At 65.5% G+C, this 22,939-nt stretch carries 17 protein-coding genes; 4 read left to right on the plus strand and 13 right to left on the minus strand.

Annotated elements, in window-relative coordinates; translation table 11 throughout:
• Positions 1–64 precede the first annotated feature (64 nt).
• From ACFC79_RS24850 to ACFC79_RS24860, 3 genes are all read right to left on the minus strand, one after another.
• On the minus strand, positions 65–4,126 hold the full coding sequence (locus ACFC79_RS24850) for a type IV secretory system conjugative DNA transfer family protein (RefSeq protein ID WP_376243774.1): 4,062 nt from the start codon (positions 4,124–4,126) through the stop codon (positions 65–67).
• 126 nt (positions 4,127–4,252) lie between these two features.
• The gene (locus ACFC79_RS24855) at positions 4,253–6,352 is read right to left on the minus strand and encodes a hypothetical protein (RefSeq protein WP_376243777.1); all 2,100 of its coding nucleotides are present in this window, start codon (positions 6,350–6,352) and stop codon (positions 4,253–4,255) included.
• A 140-nt stretch (positions 6,353–6,492) separates the two neighbouring features.
• Positions 6,493–9,372 carry an AAA family ATPase gene (locus tag ACFC79_RS24860; RefSeq protein ID WP_376243779.1) on the minus strand — a complete coding sequence of 960 codons (2,880 nt, stop codon included), beginning with the start codon at positions 9,370–9,372 and terminating at the stop codon, positions 6,493–6,495.
• Between the two features lie 565 nt (positions 9,373–9,937).
• On the opposite strand from ACFC79_RS24860, the gene ACFC79_RS24865 reads away from it, so the two are divergent.
• Together ACFC79_RS24865 and ACFC79_RS24870 are read left to right on the plus strand one after the other, a co-directional pair.
• Positions 9,938–10,357 carry a hypothetical protein gene (locus tag ACFC79_RS24865; RefSeq protein WP_376243782.1) on the plus strand — a complete coding sequence of 140 codons (420 nt, stop codon included), beginning with the start codon at positions 9,938–9,940 and terminating at the stop codon, positions 10,355–10,357.
• A gap of 97 nt (positions 10,358–10,454) precedes the next feature.
• Entirely contained in the window at positions 10,455–10,658 is a 204-nt protein-coding gene (locus ACFC79_RS24870; RefSeq protein ID WP_376243784.1) for a transposase, read from the plus strand.
• A 228-nt stretch (positions 10,659–10,886) separates the two neighbouring features.
• Here the strand turns inward: ACFC79_RS24870 and ACFC79_RS24875 are convergent, their stop codons facing one another.
• Entirely contained in the window at positions 10,887–11,096 is a 210-nt protein-coding gene (locus tag ACFC79_RS24875) for a DUF397 domain-containing protein (protein ID WP_376243787.1), read from the minus strand.
• Positions 11,093–11,965 (minus strand): helix-turn-helix domain-containing protein, encoded by an 873-nt coding sequence (locus ACFC79_RS24880; protein WP_376243790.1) that lies wholly within the window; start codon positions 11,963–11,965, stop codon positions 11,093–11,095. The genes ACFC79_RS24875 and ACFC79_RS24880 overlap by 4 nt, the downstream gene beginning before the upstream one ends.
• Positions 11,966–12,215: 250 nt before the next feature.
• Here ACFC79_RS24880 and ACFC79_RS24885 point away from each other — a divergent pair, with 250 nt between their 5' ends.
• The gene (locus ACFC79_RS24885; RefSeq protein WP_376243792.1) at positions 12,216–12,500 is read left to right on the plus strand and encodes a hypothetical protein; all 285 of its coding nucleotides are present in this window, start codon (positions 12,216–12,218) and stop codon (positions 12,498–12,500) included.
• Entirely contained in the window at positions 12,497–13,069 is a 573-nt protein-coding gene (locus tag ACFC79_RS24890; RefSeq protein ID WP_376243795.1) for an ATP-binding protein, read from the plus strand. The genes ACFC79_RS24885 and ACFC79_RS24890 overlap by 4 nt, the downstream gene beginning before the upstream one ends.
• 124 nt (positions 13,070–13,193) lie before the next feature.
• Here ACFC79_RS24890 and ACFC79_RS24895 read toward each other — a convergent pair whose 3' ends face one another.
• The 8 genes from ACFC79_RS24895 to ACFC79_RS24930 form a co-directional block, all read right to left on the minus strand.
• Positions 13,194–13,727 carry a hypothetical protein gene (locus tag ACFC79_RS24895; RefSeq protein WP_376243798.1) on the minus strand — a complete coding sequence of 178 codons (534 nt, stop codon included), beginning with the start codon at positions 13,725–13,727 and terminating at the stop codon, positions 13,194–13,196.
• 369 nt (positions 13,728–14,096) lie between these two features.
• Entirely contained in the window at positions 14,097–16,376 is a 2,280-nt protein-coding gene (gene mobL / locus ACFC79_RS24900; RefSeq protein ID WP_376243801.1) for a relaxase MobL, read from the minus strand.
• 101 nt (positions 16,377–16,477) lie between these two features.
• On the minus strand, positions 16,478–17,503 hold the full coding sequence (locus tag ACFC79_RS24905) for a hypothetical protein (protein WP_376243804.1): 1,026 nt from the start codon (positions 17,501–17,503) through the stop codon (positions 16,478–16,480).
• Positions 17,503–18,033 (minus strand): hypothetical protein, encoded by a 531-nt coding sequence (locus ACFC79_RS24910; RefSeq protein WP_376243806.1) that lies wholly within the window; start codon positions 18,031–18,033, stop codon positions 17,503–17,505. The genes ACFC79_RS24905 and ACFC79_RS24910 overlap by 1 nt, the downstream gene beginning before the upstream one ends.
• Entirely contained in the window at positions 18,030–18,593 is a 564-nt protein-coding gene (locus tag ACFC79_RS24915; RefSeq protein ID WP_376243809.1) for a hypothetical protein, read from the minus strand. The genes ACFC79_RS24910 and ACFC79_RS24915 overlap by 4 nt, the downstream gene beginning before the upstream one ends.
• 74 nt (positions 18,594–18,667) lie before the next feature.
• A complete protein-coding gene (locus ACFC79_RS24920; protein ID WP_376243812.1) occupies positions 18,668–19,390 on the minus strand; it encodes a hypothetical protein in 723 nt (240 codons plus the stop codon).
• Entirely contained in the window at positions 19,387–20,406 is a 1,020-nt protein-coding gene (locus ACFC79_RS24925; RefSeq protein ID WP_376243815.1) for a hypothetical protein, read from the minus strand. The genes ACFC79_RS24920 and ACFC79_RS24925 overlap by 4 nt, the downstream gene beginning before the upstream one ends.
• Positions 20,407–20,596: 190 nt before the next feature.
• Entirely contained in the window at positions 20,597–22,888 is a 2,292-nt protein-coding gene (locus ACFC79_RS24930; protein WP_376243818.1) for a phage tail tip lysozyme, read from the minus strand.
• Between the last annotated feature and the right edge of the window lie 51 nt (positions 22,889–22,939).

Here is a 22,939-nt window from a genome sequence, read left to right on the forward strand (position 1 = left end):
CGATACGCCTGGGATCCATGAGAGAGAACCCCGGCACGTGACCGCGCCCTGCCTCCGCAGCTCGCTACTTCGACTTCGAATTCATCTCGATAGCCATCGCCCGGTCGAACACACCGTCAGCGATGACCTCCCAACTCGGAAGCGAGGCGAGATACTGGTAGAAGGCCGCGTGCACCTTCACTGTCGACAGCGAACGCACGTCCGCCTCGGTGACATCTTCTCCGGCGAACACCCGCGAACCGTCGTCGAAGATCTGCCCGTTGATCCGGCGCACCGCCTCCGCATACCGGTCGGAGTGCACCTGGCTGATGTACGTCTGCGACCCGTCCGCGCTGCGCAGCTCACCGTCACCGCCGACCGAGAAGCGCTCGTGATCGCGCTCAAGTTCGACCTGCGTCGACTTGTAGGCCTCGCCGATCTCGATGTCCAGACTCTTGATCTTCGCCGAGCCGTCCGGATTGACCAGCATTTCCTTGCTGATAAGACCCTCGGCGTACACCAGGCGCTGTCTCTCGGCCCGATACGCCTCCTGCGCCGCGATCTCGGAGACGACCTCGACGTTCTCCAGAAACTGTTCGTCAGAAAACAGCATCGAGGCTGCCTCGTAGTCCTCTGGGTCCACCATGACCGGCGCGTTCGGGTCCCGGCCTTCGGTGAGCGCGGTCATGGTGATGATGATCTCCATGACCTCATCCGAGTAGACGTCCGGGTCCAGGCGCTCGATGTCGACATCCCGGTACCCGTAGGTCTCCTGGTAGAGCCTCTTGGCGTCCTCGGCCCGGAAGGCCTGCCTCATGCGCTTGTCCAACATCGCGCGGAAGTCCGGCTGGTTCCTCCGCACGTCGAACTGCATCGCCGAGGAGAGGGTAGGGATCGTCTGCAGCGAGTAGTCGTGCCCCGGGTGGACGATCGTGTTCTCCCGCAGCAGCTTGAACGCCATCGGCAGGATCGTCTCGTTACGGTTCCAGACCGGCGCGTCACCGGCCCGGAAGACCATCGAGTTCCGCTCGGAGATGAAAGCCATGTCGTTGTACGAGATCAGCGGCTCCTTCTCAGTGTTCATCGTGTATGAGACACGCCCCTCCGTCTTGCCGCCCACCACCTTGCCCAGGTCCTGGCTGATCTGCTTCGAGTTGATGTAAGACCGGTGCCTCGTGCCGCTCATCTTCTCCAGCGTCTCGATCATCGAGTCGTCGGTGGACTTGAGGAACACGATGTTCGAGGTGTTGCCCTGCACGATCTTGTCCACGCTCTCGCCGTAGACGTCGCGCAGCTGCTGCAGCGTCTGCAGAATGATGGTGAACTGCTGCTCCTGGCCCAAGCCGATCGAGAGCATCGTCTCGAAGCCCGCGATCCCCTTGCCGTCGGACTGCAGGTTGCCGAGCTCGTCGAGCATGAACCTCGTCCGGTAAAGCGGCTTCTGGTTCGACTTGGTCATGTACGACTGGTCGAAGCTGACGTCGACGAGCTGCTTGACCAGGATCAGAACCAGCCGCGCGTACTTGGTCAGGTGCGGCGGCGTCACCAGGAACACGGCCTTGGGCGACTCGGAGTAGTGAACGATCGTCTGCGTGATAGCCCGGGATTCCCCGGTGACCTTCTCCGGTACACCTGAGAGCGTCAGATCGAGCCGGTCCTCCGGATATACCGTGTCGGCCGGATCGTAACCAACGACCGGGCCGTCCTTCGCACCGCCCTCACGCACCGGGCGGAGCTCGCGGATCACACCGTTCCTGACGATCTTCTTGCCCGTGACCGGCTCGGTCACGTAGTGCCGGCCGTTGAGTGAGAGCTGGTAGCCCTTACGGAAGTGGAAGTAGAAGGTCCTGACGAGCATCTGCGACTGCGGGTTGACCAGCTCCAGCTTGATCCACGCCTCGTCGGCCGGGAAGATCCCCTTGAAGTTGTACCGGGCCCAGCCCTCCCGGCCCAGAATCTCCTCGTGGTCGAAGTCCGGCCCCAGGGACTCCTGGAACATCGCGTCCGCGTACGCCGACCAGATCGCCTGCTGGCCAATGAGATGGTCGCGCTTGAGATAGTTCATCGCGAAGCGCACGCCGAGTCGCCGGGGGAACGACAGCCCCGCGAGATCCGTGTTCTGCGACGGCCGGCCCGAGGTGAGCGTGGCGATCGTCGGATCCGTGAAGAAGCTCATACCAGTGATGGCGATGCCGTACACCGACGAGATCATCTTCTCTGCCCCCGCCATCGCGACCAGGGCGTTGTGCGCGTTGGCGACGAGCGTGCGCATCGTGTTCCTCGGCAGCGCCTGGGTCGCGTTGAAGTACAGCGTGAGCAGGTCCTGTTCGGCCTGACCTTCCCACAGGAACGCCTGTGCTGCCGCCTTCTCCTGCTCCTCGGCCAGCGCTTCCGCATCGTTGTCGAACTCCCCGGCCTTGATGCGCTTCTCCAACTCGGCCTCGGGGTTCTTGAGCTTCTTCGACGTCAGCTGCACGAACAGCTGGTAGCAGTTGTAGGGCGTGACTTTGCCCCACATGTCGTCCAGCCGCTGCTCCAGCGTCGCAGGATCCATATCCGTGGCCGCGGCATAGGCGCGCAGCTCGCGCTCTTCTTCGAGGTAGTAGTCGATCAGACCGTAGGCCGCTCGTTTGAATGCATTGTTCGCCGAGTTCGGCCACACCGGGTCCTCTCCGCCCGTGACCGGGAAGAACACCTCACCGATGTTCTCGACGTACAGCGCGCACTTCGTCGATCCGCCCTCACGGGCGGCCTCGGCCGCCATCCCCAGCGGGTTGTAAATGTCCGTCTTCATCGGATTGATCAGGTTGAACTGCACCGGCTCGAACCCGCGCGTGACGAACGGGATGTAGTTCCGCACCAGGAGTTCGCCCTTGGGATCGTTGATGACCATGTTGGACGGCTTCTTTTCCCGGCTCCACATGTCCAGCATGGGCTCGATGTACGTCTGGCCTTTCCCAGCGCGAGTGATCGCCAGGACCATCGTGTTCACCGGCGCGGTATCGACGATGTACGCGCCGGCCGGGCGCTGGACCTCGTAGGCCGGGAACTCCCAGTCGTCCTTGATCAGGTCCGCCACGGTCTTGTACCGCCCGAGTTTGTCGCGGTCCTTCCCATCCGAGTTGTACGGGATCAGCGTGGTGTCGTACGTCTTGCGCATGCCCGGCTCATCGGGCAGACCCGAGACCTCGAAGAGCGCGTCGCCGAAAGCTTCGTCGATGACCGGCAGAGTCTTGGTGATCGGATCACCTGCATCGTCGTCCATGGCCTCACCGGCGTAGTAGAGGGGATTCCCTTCCTTGTCGACGATCTCCTTCTCCGCGCGCTGGGAGACCTCGAAGGTGCCCAGGCCCTTCCTGCGGAGCATCATGTGGCTGATCATCGAGCTCACCTGGACGTCCGAGTGCGCGCCCGCGTCCGGGAACCAGTCGAACTTGCGCTGGATCTCCTCGGGCAGTGCAATGTGCTGATCGCCGTGATGCTGGTTGATGTCGCTCGTAGTGTTCATCAGGTTCGCCGCGGCGACCCGGCGCGAGAACCAGGTGCTGATGATGATCACGACCAGCAGACCCGAGCCAAGCGTGACGAAGAGTTTGAACGGCGAGACCGAAGCCAGCTGCTCACCAACGCTCGTCGTGCCGCCCCCGGCGTTCTGCCCGTCACCATCGTCCGCCGTACCCGCAACGTCCGTGCCTCCGCCCTCGGTCCACCAGCCGGGGACTGGGACTTCCGCGACGCTGGCGTAGCACGGAGACGTGATCTCCGGGTGGCCCTTCTCGGTCACCGGCCGGTAGCAGGTCACGACGTCCCCACCCTGACCGGTCGTGACGTCCTCGACGTAGTAGGAGCTCGGAGCGCTGCTGCCCCCGCTGCCCAGACCGTCGTTCATCGTCGCGCCCACCGAAAGCACCGCCGTGGCGATGACCGAGAACAGCAGCCAGGCAACGATCGCTACGAGAGCGCCAGCGATCACCCCCACTACCACGCCCGGAGCCATAGACTTCCGTGCCTGGAGCTTTCCCCGGTCGAGCTGCTGATCATCGTGGATGTCCCTGTTCCTCAGGGTCTCGCCAGCAGTGCGGGCCTCGATCTTGTCCCAGTTGCTCGCCTTCGGCCTCAGCGCCTTCCGCTTGTTCGAAGCCATCATCTTCCCTGCTTTCTGCTGTGCCGCGTGCTGTTCTTCCTCGCCGTGTCCGCCCCCTGCAGACGACGACGGCGCATGGAGTTCGACTCCACGCGCCGCCAGGTCCCCCGTCATCGAAGCCCGGCCCGCTCAACCGAGCAGACCCGATGCGGCCCCGCCGATGAATCCCGCCACGCCCGAGAGCAGCGAGAGGGCGATCACCAGGACGATGAGCGTCCTGTTCGCGCGCTTTTGCACTTCCGCGGCCCGGCCCATCGCGGTCGAGTACGAGTCGCGCTCGGCTTTCAGTCCTTGGATCGTCTCTCGGTAGCGGCTGCCGATGACCGACTCCACGGTCTCCATCTGCACAAGCAGGTCGGACACGCGCCGGGCCTGGGAGTCGGTCTTCTCCTTCTCGAGATCGAGACTGTGCTGCCACTCGGCCTCGCGCGCTTGCATCTGCACCACGGCGTCCCGCCGGTTGCGCTCAAGCTCGTCATCCACCCGGTGGATGCGATCAGCGTGCTCTCTGCGCAGCGACTCCAGAGCCGATTCCTGCTCGCGCCGTAGAATCCCGACCTCGTCGGTGGTCCGCTGGTGCTCGGCCAGGGCGTTCGCCTGAGCGATGTCGGCCTGCCGGTTGTCGTCGACGATCCGCTGGATCTCGACCTTCCACCGGCCCAGCCGCTCCTCCTCGGCCGCCAGGAACTCCGACTGCCGCTCGCCCAGCACTTCGAAGATGCGGCTCGTGCCGACCTGCATCTTCAGTGCTGCGTCCGAGCGCCGCACCCGCAGGATCTCCTGCAGGTCGTGCGAGTACGTGTTCTCGATGTCCCGGTCGATCTGGGCGGCCGCGTCGGCCTGCTCGCGCTCCATGCGGGAGCGATTGCGCTCCTTGTACTGGATCTCCGCCTGGATCGCGGCCTGCTGGGCCAGCTTCGCGGCCTGGTCCTCGTAGTCCTTGACGATCTCGGCCTTGCGTGCCCGGACCTTCTGGTCCTTCTGCGACTGCCGCTCCAGATGCGCCTGTTCGACACCGTCCTTGAGCTCCTTGTAGCGGGAACCCTCGCGATCTGTGGCCACATCCCGGATGACCTGCTCCACGTGCGCCGACATGAGGTTGACGTGGAGGGTCCGCAGCTCGTCCTCGTGCGCTTGCCGCAGCTGGGCGAGGTCCACGTTCGCCTGTCGATTGAGCTGGGCGACTTGGTCGCCGAGCCACTCGGTCGCTCCCTGTGGCACCGCGATCTGTACGACCGGTGCTCCGATGGCGAATGTCGCGTTGAACTCGCTGAGACTCACTTTCAGGTCGAGCTCCTCGGAAAGGAACCGGCGGGCGATGTCGTCGCGCACCTGCTCCTGACCGGTCGGGAACAGGTGCGCGACGTCCGAGTCGGAGTTCGCAGCTCCATCGGCCCCGTAGCCGCCTGTCTCGTCCTCGTCGAACTCCTCGAAGCCGGCGGTCGCGCCGAAGTCCGATTTGGTCTCCACGGCCGCCGGGGCCGTGTCACCCTCGCCGCCGAAGTCCAGGAAGTCGTCATCGAAGACCGGCTCGCCCGTGCCCCCTTCGAAGACCGGCTCGTCCCCAGTGTCGTCCTCGTCGCCGGGAAGCGGGTCGAAGATTTCATCGCCCTCGTCGTCGTCGATCTGAACGGGTGGGTCCGCCTCGTCGGCTACGTCCGCCGCTATGGCTGCCGCGTCGTCGGCGGCACCCTCTTCGACGATGCCGCTGTGTTCCTTCCACGCCTGCTGGCCGACGGCCTCCTTCAGCTCCGTGGTGCCGGAAGCGATGGCCTTCGCCTGGGCGAACGTCGCGTCGGTGACCAGGTCGACCAGCAGATCACCACTGGACTTCTGCCACACGACGGCCCAGGCGTACTGGGCGCCGGTGAGAAGGGAGTACTCCTCCATCCGGGCCAGTGTCTCCTCGACCGGGATGATGCCGAAGACTTCCTTCTCCAGCATCTCGGCCGTCGCCACGGTCTTGATCTGGTCCGAGTCGATCAGCTCGATGATCGAGCCCTTAGCCTCGTCGCGGCCGTGCCGCTTGCTCAGACCTCCGATGGCATTGGCCGAGAGCACGAGCATGACCCACGCAGTGCCGCTCGGGAAGACGAACTTCGTGTTCGACCGCAGCAGTTGCACCGCCGCGGGGATCGCCGTCTCCCTGACTACGGAGGACAGAAGCTCATCTGCCTTCTTCTTCCGATCCTTCTTACGGCTTCCCTTCGTCGTGCCAAGAATACCCATTGGTACCGTTCCTTTCGATGATTAAATGCAATTCACCTGGCATTTCAGTCCAGTCAATAACGACAAGAACTGATGATTCGAGAGCATCTCTATATCTACCGACATCTGAGTCGAGTCGTGACCCGCCGGTCGGCTCTGGTTCAGCGCACTGCACTTACCTCGATATGCGCGTCCGAACTGAGCAGGGTCTTGTCGTCGCTGACCAGGTTGCCGACGACGTCGACCCGGAGCCGCCGTTCCGAGGGGTGCTCGTTGATGAACGTCGCCACCTCGGTAGTGACCTCGTCGGTCATCTTCGCCACGGCCGTGCGGGCACCGCCCGCGTCGGAATCCCTGTCGCCCTTGTCATCGATGAGGTATCGGAGCACCTTCGCGTCCACAATGACCCGCACGTTGTGTTTGACAAGCGCCTCCTGGCGCATTGAGCGCAGCTTGTTGAGCACGATCTTCTCCTGCGTCGCCAGGGACAGGGGCTGGAAGGGCACGATGGCGTCGATGCGGCCCAGGAGCTCGGGCGGGAAGCGGTTTTCCGCCGAGGTCTCTGAGATTGAACGCCGGATCAGTTTTTTGTACCCCTCGAGCTGCTTGCCTGAGCCCGTATCGTCGGCGGCGTAGTCGGCGACCGTCTTGTAGATTTCCGAGCCCGCGTTCGTTGTCAGCACGATGTAGGCGTTGAGGAAGCTGACCTCACGGTTGTTGTCGTCCGACAGCCGGCCGTCGTCGAGCACCTGCAGGAGCACGCGCGTCACCATCGGCGATGCCTTCTCGATCTCGTCGAACAAGAGCACCGCGTGGGAAAGATTCCACACGCGCCTGGTGAGCTCCGACCGGAACAAGGCGAACGACTCGTCCGAGGCGTATTCGGTGCAGTCGAACCGGATCAGATGCCGCTGGTCGTCGCCGAAGAGCAACTTCGCTAGCTGTTTGCAGAGCTCGGTCTTACCGACACCGGTGCTGCCGGTGAACAACAGGCTCGCCATGGGGCGGGTCGGGTCATGGAGATCTGCCACCGACAGCTGCAGCCGCCGTGCCACGACGCTCGTCGCTAGGTCCTGGCTGAATACCTTCGCGTCCAGCTGCTTCTTGATCTGCGTCCCGTCGACTCTGAATGCCACATTGACGCCCAGCGACTCCTGCAGTACGTCAGCAAGCAGTTCACGATCCATCGGCCGGTGCGCAAGACGGTGCCAGCCGACCATCGAATCGAGCACCAGGATCGACTTGCGCGGTTGTGCGTTGGCCGGCATGTAGCGCTGTGTGTACTCGTAGATCTGGCGGAAGACGAAGTCGTCGTAGAACTGATCGGCCACGCCGTAGCGCTCGGCCATCCCCTGCAGGATCTTGATCGTCGTCTCCTGGTCCGGGGGAGTGAGGTTGATGCGCTGCAGACGTTCAACCAGAGGCTGGTTCGGTGCGACGTGCTTGTGGAACTCCTCGTACGTCGTCGCCGCGATAATCCGGATGCCGCGCGTGCCCGAGGCGGCGAGTACCGGCTTGATCGCCTCGACGGCAGCGCCGGAGAGCTGGATGATCTGGTGGAACTCGTCGATGAAGAGCACCAGCTCACGTCTCTCGGCCCTGACGAAGCGCTCGGCATCGTCGAAGAAGCCTTTGAGGGTCGCGGCCATGAGGTCGCCGTCGCCCGCCTCTGAGATCATGCGCGCCGGGTCGACTTCCAAATAGAGGCGTGCGGGGTCGTCGGCCATAGTCGCTTGTACCAGGGCGGTGTTATGCGTGACAATGTGTTCGCGTCCCGCCTGGAAAAGTTGCGACGGAGATCCGACCTTGATGCAGGTCATCTCGACGTCGTGACCCAGATCTTCCACGCAGTCGATCGCGATCTCGTCATGGTGCTTGTGGAGGCGACGGTCTCGACGCGAATGCCGATCGATCTTCTCGAGACGATGCGGGGGCGAGAACAGGTCGGTCTTCCTCTCGTCCGGCAATTTCACCAAGATGGACCGGCCAAGGCCCTTCTCGCCGCGATCGCTGTCCACGACAGTCGACCTGATGCCCAACGAGGCCAGAAGCTCGTGGACGTCTTCAATCAGAGCCTCGCTTCGCGAGGAGAAGCACACGTTCACGCGGTCATTGCCTGTCACCGTCCCGTTGGTGTCCATCAGTCCACGCAGCAGTTCGAGACGCTGCCGCTCCGATCCGGTGAAGTAGACCCGGGGAATGCGCCGGTCCACACTTTTACGCCCGAACACCTCGTCCAGTTCCCCATTGGCATCTACATCGCAACGATGGACGTACTCAACTTCGGTGCCCCGAACTGAAAGATTCGGATCTTCCCGCAGGAAGACCCAGTTGAACTTGTGCTTGGACCGCTGCACTTCGAACGCCCCAATGGTGTTCGCCACGCGGCGTACCACGTACTCGTCACTCGACGACATCATGAGGACATTTGCCGACGAGTTCGCGCCAGTGTCCGACAGGTGTCCGTCACCGATGAGCGCTCCGAGTGCATACGGGTTCATCGGCACATTCGCGTCCATGCGCTGCAAGGCGGACCCAACCGGGATCGTCCAGCGGTTTGTCCCATCCTTGTCCTTCACGCCTCGACCGATGATCTCCCTGAGCGTGAACGTCCGGAACGCGCGTCCGCGACGACGGTCATCCTTCGTCCTGGCGTCCCATAGATGTTCGTCGTTGCATACGAGGGAAGTCCGGTCCTTGAGCGTGACCCGGAACGCTCGCTTCTTCCGCTGCGGGAACACACCCATGACCGTCGATGGAGCACCGGTGTCCGAAAAAACCTCGTCGCCGACGACCAGAGCCTCGATCGGAACGTAGCCACGCTCGTCATTGACCGGGATGAGTGTGCCGTTGGCCAGCGCCTTTCCCGCACCTGCGGGACCCAGCAGTAGGGGATTGCACAGCTCTGCCCGGCTCAGCGAGGCCAGCAGCTGCATCTTTCCGTGCTCGCGGCCAACGATCTCCCGCCCGGCCTTCTCGAGAGGGGCCGACAGTGCGGCCAAGAGTCGATAGCTCTCGTTGAGACGTGCATCCTGGAACATGCTGCGAGTACCTCTCGACAAGACAAGGATTCACTTGATAGATCAGTCGAAATCCTATCATTAATATCATTCGATAGGGGATCGATAGGTGGCGATAGGGTGTCTGTAGGCATGGCTCCCGTTCTAGTGGTCGTCGCAACACCCCAGCTCAGGTGACGCGATGGCTTCGAGATTCGGAAGGAGCGGAAGTCTCAGGGGCCCCGCAGGTTGGTCGCCGAGCGGGCTGTGTACTTCCAGCTCATGGAGCGTGGTTGCAGCACCCGGGAAGCAGCCCGCACCATCGGCATCAACCTGCGGACCCGCAAGAAATGGCGTAACGGCCACCACTGGCCGGGCAAGGGGAAGAAGCCGACCCCTTCGATCTGTCCGGTCCCCTGACGGCAGCCCGAGGAGTCAGTTGACCGGAGGAAAGCGGCTTCATGGGCGTCGAGGTGCTTGCGCGAAGAAGAACGCATCCACATATCGCCGACCGCTTGAAGGAGAAGGCGTCCATCCGGAAGATCGCCACCGAACTGGTCCACAGCCCATCGACCGTCAACGGGGAGACACGCGACATCCGGGTCCCATGCCCAAGGGCGGCTTCGCCTGCCAGCCCTTCATTGGCCACCGCCGCGCCGAACGGCGTCGCAGCCGGCCCAAGGTCGGCAAGACCGGCCAGTTCTCCGAGTTGCGGGACTTCATCCGGAGCCGCCTGACGATGCGGTGGAGCCCGGAACAGATCCGCCAGGCTCTGCAGACCCGCTTCCCAGGCAACCCGGAGATGCATGTGGTCCACGAGACGATCTGTCAGGTCCTCTACGCCCAGGGGCGCGGAGAGTTCCGCCGGGACCTGACCCGTGTCTTTCGGACCCGCAGAGCAGCGAGACGCCCTCACCGCCACGCCGACAAGCGCATCGGCCGACTGGCCAGGAACATGGTCGTGACCGGCGAGCGGCCCGCCGACGCGGCCGATGGGGCAGCCCCGGACCACTGGGGAACGACCTGATCACCGGCAAAAACAGCAAGTCCGCCATCGGTATCCTGGTTGAGCGCTCCACCCTCTACCTGATGCTCGTGCTCCTGCCCGTCGGCCACACCCCGCCATGGCCGCCTGCAACGTGCTCGCCATGGCCGTCCGGCCCCTCCCGCCGCACCTCTGGCGGTCCCTGACTTGGGACCAGGGCTCGGAACTGATTGCCCGCCGGGCGTTCACCGTCGCCACCGACATCCCGGTCTACTTCTGCTGCCCGGCCAGCCCCTGGCAGTGGGGCTCAAACGCGAACACCAACGACTTGCTGCGGCAGTAATTGCCAAGGCACCGACCTGGCCGCTCAGACCCACGAGGGCCTGGCGGCCATCGCCGCCGAACTCAGCAGCCGCCCACGCAAGACGCCCGGCTGGGAAACCCCAGCCGGGCGTCTCGCTGAGCTCCCGTCCACAGCGAGTTGATGTCTGTGTGGCAACGACCGCTGGAATTTGCCTGATACTCAGCAGTTCTGTCGATTCGTATTCAGCTATCGGCGTTCGTCGTCGGCTTACCCGCCCAGCTTGCCGCAGGTCACGCCGGTGATGAACGCCGACCACTGACTCGGCGCGAAGAGGAGAGCTGGGCCACTCGGGTTCTTGCTGTCGCGTGTGCCGACCGCGCCGGCATCCTGGCATATCGCCACTTCGACACACTGCCCTTGAGCGCTGCTGTAGGAACTCTTCCGCCAGGCCGCGGCGCTGAGCTCGTGTTGGATCATGCTGGAGTCTCCTCGGGAGTGAGTGCGTGCAGGGCGGCCTCGATCAGGGTGAGGGAATCGTCGTGATCGAGAGAGGCAGCCTGGAGGCGGCAGAAGACTGTGTTGTACCGGTCCAGGTCTGATTCGGACTCCAGGAAGAGGTCCCCGGCCAGGCCGTCCAGGTAGACCATCCCTGGATAGTCTGGGAAGGCCAGGACCGAGAATCCGCCGAGCATTCCCGGATGGGCCCCGGCGTCGAACGGGATCACGCGCATGTCGATGTGTGGTTCGGTTGCGACGGCCTGAAGGTGCCTCAACTGCTCGGCCATGACGGACGAGCCGCCGACGTGGTGCCTGACGGCCGCCTCGCCTAGCACAACCGACAGACCCAGCGAATCCGTGCCGGTGAGCCGATTCTGACGTTCCATACGTGCCTGCACGTGCTGTTCCACGTCCGTGGCCGTTGCGGTGGGCCACACGTCCCGGATGACCGCATGCGCGTAGTCCTCTGTCTGGAGCAGGCCGGGGATGAACATCGGCTCGAAGTTCCGGACGGTGAGGGCTTCGGACTCGAATGAGATGTACGCGGTGTACTGATCGGAGAGTTCCGCGTGATAGGGGCGCAGCCAGTCCTGTCGATCGGTGTTCTTGGAGAGCTTCACTATCTCGTCCCTGCGAGACCCATCGACGCCGTACAGGTCGAGCAGGGCCCTCAGGGTGCGTCCCTGGGGCCGTGATCGTCCCGCCTCAATGCGATACAAGGTGGCGCGATTGATCCCCGTCCTCTCCATGACGTCCTCCTGGCTCAGCCGGACGTGTTCCCGCAGCCTGTGCAGCTCCCCGGCCAGACGCCGAAGGCTGACGGATGGTACGGGCCGTGCCGGAGGCATGGCCGCTCCTCTCGTCTACGTGATGTCTGGAGCGAGTGTGACCCATACCTGGTCGGGACGCCAAGCCGAATCGCAAATGCAGCAGATGCAGATGAAGCTGTTGCATACGCCACGGTGAAGGGTCATGCTGGTCCTCCCACCCGCATGGCGCTGCGCTACGCGGGCTGGCCGAACTCTGTCCCGGCTGCGGGTTCTTGACGCTGCAGCAGAGCGAGTTCCGTGCACTCCGCCCCAACCAGAGGGAGGAAACTTGTCCGCCTTCGTCTACGGCTACCTGCACCACCTGCCCGCCAGGACCGCGTCGGATGTCGTACGTACGCGCAACCGGCTTCGAGACATCGCGTTACGCCGGCGCTGCCTCTTCGTGGAGCCCTTCGTCCTTCTCGCGGTGCCTTCGCTGACGCACTTTCACCCGGACCCGTATGTGGCGCGGTTGATCTGCCAGGACCTGTCCGGCTGGATCGGGAACTCGGTGTGGGTCGCCGGTACCCCCGTATCCGTCGGGCCCAGCGTCCAGGAGGGGGGGTCGAGGTGAGCACGGTTCCGCCGCTGACAGCGGCCTGGCTGTATCTCGCGCCTGTCCCCACGGCCGTCGGCTGCGCGCGGATGTTCGTGACACACACGTTGCGGTCCTGGGGATGCGGGAGGGGGGAACTGACGGACACTGCGTCGCTGATTCTCTCCGAGCTGGTCACAAATGCCGTGAAGGAGACCGGTACGACCGCCCACCAGACCTTCCCCGAGCTGGAAGACCTCGGCCTGATCGCCGTACAGGTCCGCGCCCATGGAAACACGCTGACCCTTGAGGTCTGGGACAGCAGCCCCGAGCGTCCGCGGGCACGGGACGTGGGCTGTGACGCGGAGGGCGGACGCGGCCTGCTCCTGGTGGACGCTCTGAGCCTGGAGTGGGGGACCTGTGTGCCGCCTACGGGCGGGAAGATTGTTTACGCCGAGCTGGAGTTCCCGGCCCCTGGTCCGATGGCACCGCTGGAGCCATTGCCGGAACCGGTCCGCCGCGCCGTCAAGACCGGACCCGGGCCGCTGCACGCGATGGCCAGTGCGGGACTGCTCGAGCGCGTGCTCGTAGGCTTGCGGATGCTGTGAAGGCCCAACCGCCGGAGCGGGGTCAAGCCCCTGCCGAATCCACTTCGTTTTTCTCCTTGCCATGCGGAAAGGCCCCTGGGGCGACCTCCAGGGGGCCTTTCCGTCGGGAACACGCGGCCGGGACTCAGCCGACGACCGGCTCGTCCACCTCGTCGACGGTCTGCTCGGTTGCGGAGGCCTGGGCCTGCGAATCCCTGACCGCAGCCCGCGAGTCGCGAGCATCGCGCATCGAGACGAGCTGGTTGTCGAGCGTGGTCCCGTCAACCTTGAAATCAGAAGCCCTGAGCGACTTGGTGTTGACCACCAGGCCGGTGCCAGGTGTCGCGGGCCGCACGTTGCCCTTGAAGCCGTAGAGGGCGCCGGCCTCCTCGCCGTCCTTGTCGAGGAGAGGCTCCGTGTTCGGGCCGGCGGCCTTCACGATGTCTTCCATCTGACCTGTGGAGTACAGTGCGCCGTTGCTGTTGCGGACCTTGTCGTCCTTATCCTTCACGCGCTCCGACTTGAGGTGCAGATTCGTCTGCCCAGGACCGCGCGGGTCACGGGCGTCCACCTGGACGTCGGCGTATACCGCCTTGCCATTCTTCGTGTAGCCGTTCTTGTAGACCTTGGCGACGAGATTGACTCCGGTCATCGCGCCCTTGCCCCTGAGGAGTGCCATGATCTCTTCCTTTCGTCATTCCGGCTATCGTCGAGCAGACCGGCCTCGATCATTTGTATCGTTCGGACGAGACCTGTGATGTCAACCGAGTGATCTCCACGCTAATGTCGCATAGGGCATTGTGCAACCACTCGAATTGCCTATCTCTTCTCTCTCGTTCCTGCTCGAAGTTGCATTGCGATAGGGGTTCCGCGGAGAGGATGAATCCAGCGGCGTCGTCGGTCTCGCACTATGCGCAGATCCCTGCACCATATGGAGAAGCAGGTGCGGGGGCTAGGGCAGTCGCACCGGGACCCGCCCGAGAGCCATGACGGACGGCCGTGCCCAGCCGAGGGCCTTACTCAGGACCTCGTCGTGGACCGGGACGACCTACTGATGCTGCGGCTCGCCGGGCACATCGTCAGCCCCGGGCACAAGCCTGCCGGTCGCATCCGTACCAGTGACGGAAGCGTCGACCTGCGCCCGGACCCGCACCACGAGACCCGCGTCGAGCGACGGGGCCTTCGACCGCCGCATCCGCTCCGCCTGCTCCCGCTCCGCACGCAACTCTGCGATCCGGGAACGCAGCACGGCCGGCCCCGCCGTGCTCGGCCCTGCGGCCGCCAGTTCACGGGATACACGGGTCATCGCCGCGACATCGTCCACCGGGAGGTCCGAGATCGCCTCGGACTGGCCGGAATCGTCCAGGTACTCCATCGCCGCCAGCAGCATCCGTCGGCGTTCGGCCGCTGCCGCCGTGAAACTCGCCCGGGCCTTCGGCCCGACCTCGACGTCAGCGACGAAGTCGTAGCCGAGGTGGTGCAGATCCAGCGCCTTGACCTCGTCGAAGTCGTGCGCCGTACCCGGGGAGATCGCCACGTCGGCGTTGACCTCGTTGTCTCCCGATTCATCCGGCCCACCAGGGCCCACTTGCAGCACCAGGCCAGAGGCCGCCAGGCCGACGTGCAACGCGTCCAGACGCTCGTTGTAGACCTGCGTCATGGTCGCAATCCGGGCGTCCAGCACCGCGCGCCCCGCCTTGCCCTCGGTCAGGTGCCGTCCGCCGGGCTGACTGTAGATGTCCCGGCCCAGCTGCTCGGCCCGCTCCGCGTCCTTCATCCTCTGCAACGAGACGTCCTGGCGCAGCGCCGTGAGCGAGAGCAGCCGCCGTCCGTAGGCGGCGGTTTGCCGCTGCTGTTCGTACCACTCGCCCGCGTCTCCGAGGAACGGCAGGAAGTGCTGGTACTTGCTCATCACCCGCCGGTGGTAGTCCTCCTCGAAGCGGTAGAAGGCGTATAGCGGCCGGGAGTCCTCCGTCGCCACGTCGTCCTTCTCCGCCCGCTCCCACTGGCGTGCCAGGTCGTGGTAGGCCCCAGCCCGGTCCTTGTGGTAACGCAGGCGTGAGGCGTAGCTGCGCAGCCGGAAGCCGAAGGAGACCAGGTCCTCCTCCGTGCTCTGCACGTCCCCCTTCTCTGCCCGCTGGTCCGCGGCCAGCACCGCCATCTCGCCGTAATCCATTCCCATGACATCGAGCATCGGCGTGCGCACCCGCAGCTCGGTCTCGGGCAGTGCCCGCAGCATCTGGTAGACGCCGTTGACCGCCCGCTCCGTGATCTGGCTCCGGCCCCGGTCGATCAGGCGCTGCCACTCCTGCGTCGACAGGCCCTCGCTCTCACGCCGTTCGTTGGTGTAGTCGACTATCTTCTCCATCGCAGCGGGCATGGGGGAACCGGGCCGCTCCAGCTGCTCGGTCACCAGCTCGCCGACCAGCGCGTTCGCCTTGCGCATGCGCTGGTCGTTCGAACCGGCATGCCACAGCTTTCGGTCCTCCGGCAGGCATACCATCAGGAATTGGGGGAGTGACTCGGCCCTGATGCGCTCGTGCGCCCACCGCTTGATGAAGGTCGTGACGTTGCGGCGCTCGTAGCCGACGGCGCTGGACAGGTGGGCGACGTGCTGCTTCTCGTCCAGCCAGACATCGATGCCGCGGCGCAGGCGCGACTTGTGCCGGTCCAGCAGTTTGCCGCGCTGGGTGCCGTCCTTTGCGAGCGACCCCCTGCCCGCGTCGATCATCGCCAGATGGCAGTGCACGTGTTGCGTGTCGACCTGGATCACGCCGACGTAGCGCAGGTCGTCGAAGCCGCTCGTTCCTGCGCTCATCCGGTCCAGGCCGCACATGATCGCCATCCGCAGCTTCATCTGGTCGATATGGCCCCGGTAGTCCCCGCGTGCCTCGCAGTGGAAGTCCTCGCCGACGATGCCGTGCTTCTTCAGGTAGTCCTCGTCGAAGCTCAGGACCGTCTTGAATACCGTCTTGCCGTTCTCGAAGCCCTTCTGGATGTCACTGGAAGCCGCCCGCAGCTGCTCGTCGGAGAGCGAGACCGAGCCGTAGCCGAAGGCCACACCACCGTTGCCCTGGGCCTGGCGCATTTCGTTCTTCGCCGCGCTGCGGGAGACCCCCGCGCGCTCGACAGCCGACTCGCGGGCCCTGTACCGCTCGATGAAGTGATCGGTGCGCAGCCGCTGGATCGGGGCCAAGGACTCAGTCGCGCCGTCGCGCGCCATGTAGCGGGTCACGTAGTCGCCCGGCGTCCCGCCCCGCGACCCCTTGCCACCGGGCCGCGGCACACTGAATTCGTTGACCACCACGATCGACTGGCGCAGCCCCATGATTTCTCATCCCTCCGTTGTGGGGCCATCGCGGCCCCGGCTGCTGTTCCCCGGCAGCCGGGGCCGCGATGGTCCGCTCTCGCTCTTGTTCCGGCTGGGCGTCAGGAACCCAGACCGTGTCCCTCCTCGTCGCCGAGATCCAGATCGGCCGCGCGGCGTGTGGCTTCGCGCCTACGCTCCTCGAAGACCGGCGCGGCGCTGTGCTGCTCCTGACGGGCCTCCCGCTCCTCGCGCTCCAGGCCGAGCTCGAAGTCCAAGTCGGTCCTCGGCGTACGCGCGGGGCGCGGCGGCGCCGACGGCTCATCGGCAGTGCTCAGCGACGGGGCCACGCGCTCGTGGTAGACGTGCTCCGGCGTGCCCTCGACGCGCTCCCGCTCGGACTGGTACTGCTCGCGCTCGGCAGCGATCTCCGCCTCGATGCGCTGCAGGCCCTCGCTCACCCCATGCGCCTCGGTCTCCTCCCCGGCCGCAGGGACGGCCGCTCGCTCCGCCTCGTCGGCCAGGTCCAGCTCGTCCTCGGCGAACAGTGAGTTGATCGCGTCTGAGCGCGCCCGCAGTTCCCGCTCGTCGACGGGTGTCTCGGTCTGCGCGAGGCCGGCCTTGGGGTGGTCGGCGAAGTAGTCGGTGAGGTCGTAGCCGGAGGAGGCGAGGCTGATCTCGACTCCTGCGATGCCATGCACCTGAGTGAACACCACCGGCGCATCGGTCCCCACGCCCGACGGCGCTAGCACGAGTGCGTCCACCGTGACCGGAAGTTCCCATTCGATGCCGGTGATCTGCTCGGGCACAGCGAAGCCGCTGCTGAAGTAGCCCTTGTTGGCGAGTGCGACCAACTGCTCGTCGTCGAACTCGTAGAAGGCATCGACCCTCTCGCCCCGGCCGGGGGAGTAGATCACCTCGGAGATCCCGTACGGCAGCCGTTCAGCAGGGGTGATCGAACGCAGCTCGCCGGTGATATGCAGGTAGGGCCGGTAGTTCTCGTCCTTGCCGCGGTGCTGGAGCTCAACCGATTTCACGAGGACGCCGATCTCGGCATCCAGTCCCTCGTGACGGTACGTCTCGACACCACGCTCACGCAGGACCCGGTCGGCCCATACGTCGTTCATCATCAGTCCTGCGGTGCGCATCACTTGCTCCTCTTCCTGTTGTTCTTCTTGCCCTGGTGGTGGGTCTGCGCTGCCGGCCTGGAGTCATCCGCGCGGCCGTCGCGGATTTTCCGGATCCCCCGCGTGCCCCAGCGCCACATGGCCCGCATCACGGCGATCTCTCCGACGGCCAGGAGAGCCACTAGGAAGAACAGCGGCGTCAGCCACATCGCGATCGTCCCGGCCCCGGTCAGCTCGCCCTGGGAGGCACCGGACTGCTGGTGCAACCAGACGCCGAGCATTGGGATGACGACCATCGCGGTCGTGAACGCGAGCAGGTAGTCGGCGATGAGGACGATCGAGCGGAAGAACACGGTCCAGATCACAACCGGGAGCCCGTCGCCGCGCTTCTTCGGGGAAAGCCGCTGCCAGGGCCTGCGCTGCTGCGAGGGGTGCCTGCCGTTCTTCTCTGCGGGCTTTGCCGTGATGGGCTTCCGTACCGGCGTCGTGGCTGCTCCGGTCTCTTCGCTCGAAATGGTCTGATCGGTCCCGTCCAGGGCCTGGGTCGTCATGGCCGTCTCGTCCTTCGTGTCGTCGTTGCGTGGCTCGTTCGTGTCGGGGGCGTGGCAATGACGTAGTCGGTGCGGGCCCAGGCCTGCACCGCCCGTGTCTGCCCCGCGGTGGGCCGCGTGTCGACCACCAGCCACATGACCCGCACGGTGGTGTCGCCGTTGATGGTGTAGGGCCGCTGCACGGCCCGCTCGAAGCCTGAGCGGAAGCTCGTTGGGATCCCGATGCCGTCGGACACGTCCTTATCGCTGGCGAGCAGGTACCAGGGGGCGAGCGTGTCAGCGTCGAGCTTTCCGCTGGCGGCGGCCACGCCCGGCGGCACCGGGGTCTCACCCCCGGAGAATTCGGGGGCCAGTACGAAGCACAGCTGAACAGCGGCCCCTACGGCCGCGCCTCCGATCGCCGCGCCGCGGCTCGTCAGTGCGCCCGTGTTCCCCGACCGACTCCCGGCGTTCGCATCATCCGATGCCCGGGAGGCATTGGGGGAAGCAGTAACGAAATGCTTCTTGTACACCGTGTTCCCGGCCTGTCCGGCCGACTCCTTGTTCTCTGTCGATGTCATTGGCACTCAAATCGCCATTCCAATTGAATGAGAGCGTGACCCTATCGATGAGATGATTGGGTCGGGAATTGGAATCATCCGGAAAGGCGAGTTGACCCGCTTGCGGGAATCCCGGAGAGACCTGAGACGCCACCTTCGGCATCAACGGTGACGAAGAGCAGCATCCGGCGATGGGCGGTCACCTTTTCCGGGCTGGCGCTGTTGCGCTCGACCGAGTCGGAGGTGACCGCGACGTCGACCAGGAAGGCATAGGCGTAGTCGCCCGCGGCGACCTTGACGACCTCGATGTCCGGGGCGTCGCCGACCGCCGAGTTCAGCCCGGCCGTGTCGATGTAGTAGTACCGCTTCCCGGTATCGTCCTCGTTGTACCGCGACGGCGGCATGAACTCCCGCAGGAACGCATCGTCCTCGGTCAAGGCGTACCTGTCCTTGAGCTGCGCGCGCGCCCGCTCATAGGCTGCTCCGGAGTCCCAGGTGAACGCCGTCTCGGCCAGTCTGGTAACGATTCGGCTGTCGGCGTCCAAGCGCCTCTGGCTGATGCCGAGGGCCTCCAGCGTATCCTGCTCCACCCGCTCGGAGTTCTTCAGCTGAGCGGTCTTCAGCCGGCCCTCCAACTGGCCGATCCGCGATTCCTGGGCCTTCGTGGCCGTGTGCTGACCGCTCCACGTGATCGCTGCCAGAGTCGCGACCAGGGCGAGGAACGCGGCCAGCGTCAGGATCCAGGCGTTGCGCCGGACGAAGCCCGGCCGTTTTTCTGGCTGCCGCAGGGGCGTCACGGCCGTCGTCTGCCCGTTCATCGGTCCTCCCCACCGTTCTCGTTCTGCTTGCCGGTGCCCAGATCGCTGATCTCGGGGGCCCAGGGTGTGTCCTGCGTCCGCCTCGACGGGTGCTGATGCACCGCGCCGGCAGCGGTGACGACGACGGCCAGGTCATCGAAGACACCTTTCGTGCCGTCATAGATGTAGTTCGCATCGGCCCAGGCCAGCACGTCGCCGGTCTTCGTGTCCCGGCACAGCCAGACCGCCCGGGCCCTGTCCGTCGTCCCCGTCCTCAGGGCTTGCCCCGAGTCCAGGTCGGGCGTCACCGCCCCGACCTCCCACGTGTACGTGTCCGGGGCGGATGCCTTGCCCCCGTCGTAGCGGACGTACCAGGCAAAGCGCGGATCGATCTCGCTGTCCGCATCGAAGGGCAGCACGTTCTGCCAGGTGTACGCGTCCTCGTCGCCCGCCAGATAGGAGCTCTTGCTGAAGTGCGGAGCCAGATCCCTGCGGTGCTCGGCTGTCGCGAGCATCGCCTCGTTCGGCGCACCGTTGCCCGTATCCGGTTGCATGCTCGAGTCGTGGTGGAGCTTCGCGTAGGCATGCTGTGCGACCGCGACCTCGCCGGCAGCGGCCGCCGCCGCGTCGGACAGCTTCGCCATCCGCTCCGCCGCGTCCGTCTCCCCTGATTCCGCCTCGGCCTCGGCCACCTGCTTCTCCAGGGCCGTGATGCGCACGTCGTTTCCGGCACGGGCCGTCGCGAAGCTGTTGCCCGTCAGTGCCGAGGTGATGACCAGCGCGGCGATTCCCGTGCCCATGAGCGCACCCAGCCCCCGGCGCAGCACCCGCGCGCCGTCCTCGGGCGTGCGCGCTTCGCGCCTGGTCCGCCAGTCGTCGAACCGCGCCTCGAGCTCGACCCCGGTCAGTCTTCTGCGCGTCTGCGGGACAGCGCGCTCCCCCCAGGCCGTCTCCGCGCCCTCCGGCAACGGTGAACCTGGGGCGCTTTCCGTGCCCTGGCCGAACGTGTCGCCAGTCTCATCGTCGCCTGTCGCCACGTCATGTGCCTCTCATTCGAGAATGCCCTCATACGCGATAAGAGCCTATCTTAATGACCATTCGACATCGATTCCATAGATCAATCGAGAGGTGGCGAAAGGTGGTGCCGGGCCGGGGGTCTGGACGCCAAGGAACCGGTGCCCTGACACTGGGCACCGGTTCCTCGGCTGGTCATGCGGCCGAGGTGGATCACGCCGTCTTGACCTGGTCCTCCGGCAGCATCGCGTCCGACATATCCACGAACATCCAGCCATCAGCAGCCAGTTGGCTGGCGCTCAGCACGCTCACCCGGCCCATGAAGGCGCAGTACCCGGCTTCGCCGACGATCACCTGGTCACCCTGGATCCCCAGCACGACAAACGTGTGGCCAGCAACCCCCGAGCCCGGCCCGGATCCGACCGAGTACGGCGTCGGCGTGGCCGACAACTTCTTCCCCATGTCCGCTGCGATCGTGTAAGCCGTGTCGATGCCGTTGCCCACCGGATACTGCTGGTACGTCGTGTACTTGTTCACGAACCAGGTCGACAGCGACACGCAGTTCATCGCGTGGTTATCACCGCACGAACCCGGGCCGCCGCCAGGGCCGTAGCGGTCGTCGAGAAATTTGTCGCCCTCCTCGTTGAAGAGGTCGACGAAGGACTGGGCCTCGGCCATAGTCATCCCGCCGTCCTTCAGCGAGACGGGCCCCGCTCCGTCCTTGTTCTCGCAGTTGCCGAAGATGGTGCGGATGCCCGTGCCGATGCTGTCAATGATGCCGCCGACGATGTCCTCGACGCCGTCGACGGCCGACGGATCAACCGTCCAGCCGCTCATCTTCGCGTACCACATCTGGGCGTCGCCCGTGCGCTCGGCGATGCCCTGGGCATCGTCGGCAGAACGCTCCCAGTTCTCATGGAAGTGCACCGCCGCCGCAGCCGGCGAACCCTGCGAGTTCCCGAGCATGTCCCGGAAGACCGCGACATCGCCAGGATTGTCGCCCTCGGCCATGAACGCCAGCTGGGCCTCGATCGTGTACCAGTCGATGTTCTTGGAGCCGGCGTAGCCCCGCAGCGCCGAGTTGCGGCCAAACGTCCACTGACCGAGCCCGATACCGTTGTCCGTGTTCTTCGAACCTGCCTCCTTCTCCGGGGTCATCGTGTACGTGCCCACGGGGAAGGTCTGCACACTCGTTGGGTCGATGCCCGACTCCTGCGACCAGTTGCCGAGGATACCCGCGATGTTCTCCTCGGGCATGCCCCAGGTCCTGAGCACCGAGTAGACGACCCGGGCGTTGGCCTCCCCGCTCGCAGGGACATCCGCACCAGCGCCGCGATTGCCCGCGTTCACCACGCAGTTGACCCGGCCCTTGCCTACCTGGTCCTCCGTCAGGGCGGTGCTGTTGAGGACACCGCCGAAGACGGTGCCGACCAGGGCCGCCGCTGCCACCGTGGCGACCACACCAGAGGCCGCTGCGGCCACAGGTGCCATCGCCGCCGTGACGGTGACGCCCAGAACCACACCAGCACCCTTGGCTATGAAGCTGCCGATCGCCAGGAAGGGGGCGGCGATCGCGTGGCCGATAGCCTTCACCACGTTGAGGATGAGCATCCACACTGCGTTCGCGGCATTGGCCAGCATCGCCAGAGCCGCGAAGAACATCGATTTCAGCCAGTTGAGCAGCGCCATCGCCATGACCACGCCCATCGCGTGGGGAGCCACCGCAGCCCCACTGCCGATCGTGACGCCCTTGGCCGCCTTCGATCCCAGACCCTCGGCGTCCTTCTGGACGGTGCGCTCGTAGCTCGTGCCACCCGCACCCAGGCGCTTGTCTGCAGGCTCAGCGGCCGGACCGCCTCCGGTGACCTTGGACACGCCTTCGATCGCGTCCTTGCCCGCCTCGATACCGACATTCTTTGCCGCGCCGACGACAGCACCGGGGACTGCGCCGATGCCGCCTGCAGCAGCACCGGCCTGAGCACCCGCCACGGCACCGGAGACCGCCGCACCGGCGTAGCGGCCAGCGTTGCGCCGGGCAGCGCTGCTGCCGTCGCCCTCAACGGCCTTCTTCGCGGCACCGCCGGCGGCGTTCGCAGCCGCGCCGTCCATTCCCTTGGCCGCGCCTTCGGCGGCCTTCATCACACCACCGGCCCCGCCCGCGGCCCCTGTCATATCCGTCGTTCCGGTCGTGGCTGCCGCATCCTTCGCGACAGCCTTCGCGGCGACCCTTGCCCCGGAGGCGTCCGGGGGAGTGCTCCCGCCCAGGCTCTTTGTCCCGCGCCTGGCCGGTGCGGCCGCGGGCGCACCGGCCGGAGACGAACCGCCCGCCGAGGGCTTCGACGGCGGCGCACCGCGAGTCGTGGGCTGGGCGGGCGCCGAGATTTTCGCGTACCCCCGGCCCTTCGCGCCGTGGCCCTCGGGTAGGCTCTTCGGCCCGGCACCCTTCCGAGCCGGCGCTCCAGGCCGAACCGACTCGTCCTGCTTCTTCGACTTGTCGCTGACCATGCTGTTCCTTACTGGCTCAATGCCTGGTGGCCGTGGCTCGGCGGGGCGGCG

It is taken from the genome of Streptomyces sp. NPDC056061, assembly GCF_042266885.1.
GTDB lineage: Bacteria > Actinomycetota > Actinomycetes > Streptomycetales > Streptomycetaceae > Streptomyces.

What these genes read in the sequence shown, in the direction of transcription:
- ACFC79_RS24850 (WP_376243774.1), bottom strand. Translation starts at nt 4,126, where the DNA reads ATGATGGCTTCGAACAAGCGGAAGGCGCTGAGGCCGAAGGCGAGCAAC.
- ACFC79_RS24855 (WP_376243777.1), bottom strand. Translation starts at nt 6,352, where the DNA reads ATGGGTATTCTTGGCACGACGAAGGGAAGCCGTAAGAAGGATCGGAAG.
- ACFC79_RS24860 (WP_376243779.1), bottom strand. Translation starts at nt 9,372, where the DNA reads ATGTTCCAGGATGCACGTCTCAACGAGAGCTATCGACTCTTGGCCGCA.
- ACFC79_RS24865 (WP_376243782.1), top strand. Translation starts at nt 9,938, where the DNA reads ATGCCCAAGGGCGGCTTCGCCTGCCAGCCCTTCATTGGCCACCGCCGC.
- ACFC79_RS24870 (WP_376243784.1), top strand. Translation starts at nt 10,455, where the DNA reads ATGGCCGCCTGCAACGTGCTCGCCATGGCCGTCCGGCCCCTCCCGCCG.
- ACFC79_RS24875 (WP_376243787.1), bottom strand. Translation starts at nt 11,096, where the DNA reads ATGATCCAACACGAGCTCAGCGCCGCGGCCTGGCGGAAGAGTTCCTAC.
- ACFC79_RS24880 (WP_376243790.1), bottom strand. Translation starts at nt 11,965, where the DNA reads ATGCCTCCGGCACGGCCCGTACCATCCGTCAGCCTTCGGCGTCTGGCC.
- ACFC79_RS24895 (WP_376243798.1), bottom strand. Translation starts at nt 13,727, where the DNA reads ATGGCACTCCTCAGGGGCAAGGGCGCGATGACCGGAGTCAATCTCGTC.
- mobL (WP_376243801.1), bottom strand. Translation starts at nt 16,376, where the DNA reads ATGGGGCTGCGCCAGTCGATCGTGGTGGTCAACGAATTCAGTGTGCCG.
- ACFC79_RS24905 (WP_376243804.1), bottom strand. Translation starts at nt 17,503, where the DNA reads ATGCGCACCGCAGGACTGATGATGAACGACGTATGGGCCGACCGGGTC.
- ACFC79_RS24910 (WP_376243806.1), bottom strand. Translation starts at nt 18,033, where the DNA reads ATGACGACCCAGGCCCTGGACGGGACCGATCAGACCATTTCGAGCGAA.
- ACFC79_RS24915 (WP_376243809.1), bottom strand. Translation starts at nt 18,593, where the DNA reads ATGACATCGACAGAGAACAAGGAGTCGGCCGGACAGGCCGGGAACACG.
- ACFC79_RS24920 (WP_376243812.1), bottom strand. Translation starts at nt 19,390, where the DNA reads ATGAACGGGCAGACGACGGCCGTGACGCCCCTGCGGCAGCCAGAAAAA.
- ACFC79_RS24930 (WP_376243818.1), bottom strand. Translation starts at nt 22,888, where the DNA reads ATGGTCAGCGACAAGTCGAAGAAGCAGGACGAGTCGGTTCGGCCTGGA.